At 74.1% G+C, this 1,600-nt stretch carries 1 protein-coding gene; it reads left to right on the top strand.

All coding sequences use genetic code 11. From position 1 onward, the window contains the following. The first annotated feature begins 262 nt into the window (after nucleotides 1-262). Entirely contained in the window at nucleotides 263-1,465 is a 1,203-nt protein-coding gene (rocD, locus tag AC2W7G_RS15845; RefSeq protein WP_485869286.1) for an ornithine--oxo-acid transaminase, read from the top strand. Nucleotides 1,466-1,600 lie beyond the last annotated feature (135 nt).

Here is a 1,600-nt window from a genome sequence, read left to right as displayed (position 1 = left end):
GTCACGCGACGCCGGCGACCAGTGCCAGGACGACGAGGAGGGCGGCCGGGTCGGCGTGGCGCCCAGCGTGACGTGGACGCCGGTCGCGGTGACGAGGCAGACGACGGCGGCCGCGGCGGCTCGCACGAGCCGCAGCAGGCGCGCGGTCGGCACGCTCACCCCGGGAAGGTCCACGGCCCCGAGCATAGGCGGCCCGCTCCGGGCCGCCGGCAGGGCGTCCGGGGGTCTGGACTTGCGCCGTCGAGTCCGCGACCGTGGGGCCATGACGACCTCAGCCGCGTACATCACCCTCGACGAGCAGTGGGGTGCGCACAACTACCATCCCCTGCCCGTCGTCGTGGCCCGCGCCGAGGGCGCGTACGTCACCGACGTCGAGGGCCGCCGCTACCTGGACTTCCTGTCCGGCTACTCCGCGCTCAACTTCGGCCACCGACACCCGGCGCTCGTCGCGGCCGCGCACGAGCAGCTGGACCGGCTGACGCTCACGTCGCGCGCGTTCCACAACGACCGGTTCGGCGCCTTCTGCCGCGACCTGGCCGAGCTGACCGGCACCGAGATGGTGCTGACCATGAACACCGGCGCCGAGGCCGTGGAGTCGGCGATCAAGGTCGCCCGCAAGTGGGCCTACGAGGTCAAGGGCGTCGCCTACGACGCCGCCGAGATCATCGTCGCCACCGACAACTTCCACGGCCGCACGACCACGATCGTCTCCTTCTCCGACGACCCCGTCGCCCACGACAACTACGGCCCGTTCACGCCCGGCTTCGTCACCGTCCCGTTCGGCGACGCGCAGGCCGTGCGCGATGCCATCGGGCCGAACACCGCCGCCGTGCTCATGGAGCCGATCCAGGGCGAGGCCGGCGTCGTCGTGCCGCCGGAGGGGTTCTGGGCCGACGTCCGCGCCGCCTGCGACGAGCACGAGGTCCTGGTCATCGCCGACGAGGTGCAGTCGGGCCTGGCTCGCACCGGGGAGCTCCTGGCGCTCGACCACGAGGGCGTCCGGGCCGACCTCTACACGCTCGGCAAGGCGCTCGGCGGCGGGATCGTGCCGGTGTCCGCCGTCGTGGGCCGCGCCGACGTGCTGGGCGTCCTGAAGCCCGGCCAGCACGGCTCGACATTCGGCGGCAACCCGCTGGCCTGCGCGGTCGGCAGCGCCGTGGTCGAGCTGCTGCGCACCGGCGACTTCCAGGAGCGCTCGCGCAAGCTCGGCGAGCACCTGCACCGGCGCCTGGACGCGCTCGTGGGGCACGGCGTGGCCGCCGTCCGCGGCCGGGGGCTGTGGGCCGGCGTCGACATCGAGCCCACGCACAAGACCGGCCGCGAGGTGTCGATGGCGCTGCGCGACGAGGGCGTCCTGTGCAAGGAGACGCACCTGCGGACGCTGCGGGTCGCTCCCCCGCTGGTCATCACCGAGGACGAGATCGACCACGCGATGGACGCCCTCGAGCGCGCCCTCGACGCCTAGTCAGGCGAAGTAGGTCGCCCCACCGGGCGGCGGCGGGGACGCCTCGGCGTCCGCGTCGGTGAAAGGGCGCGCCCTTGCCGACCCGGTCGTCGACGGCGCGACCCTCCAGCACCCGGTACGGCAGCGGCGACCCGG

This window comes from Aeromicrobium sp. PFPM2_SD2 (assembly GCF_057364525.1).
This window is presented reverse-complemented; position numbering and strand designations above follow the sequence as displayed.

Excerpts from the sequence above, each read along its gene's own strand:
- rocD (WP_485869286.1), top strand. The coding sequence starts at position 263 with ATGACGACCTCAGCCGCGTACATCACCCTCGACGAGCAGTGGGGTGCG.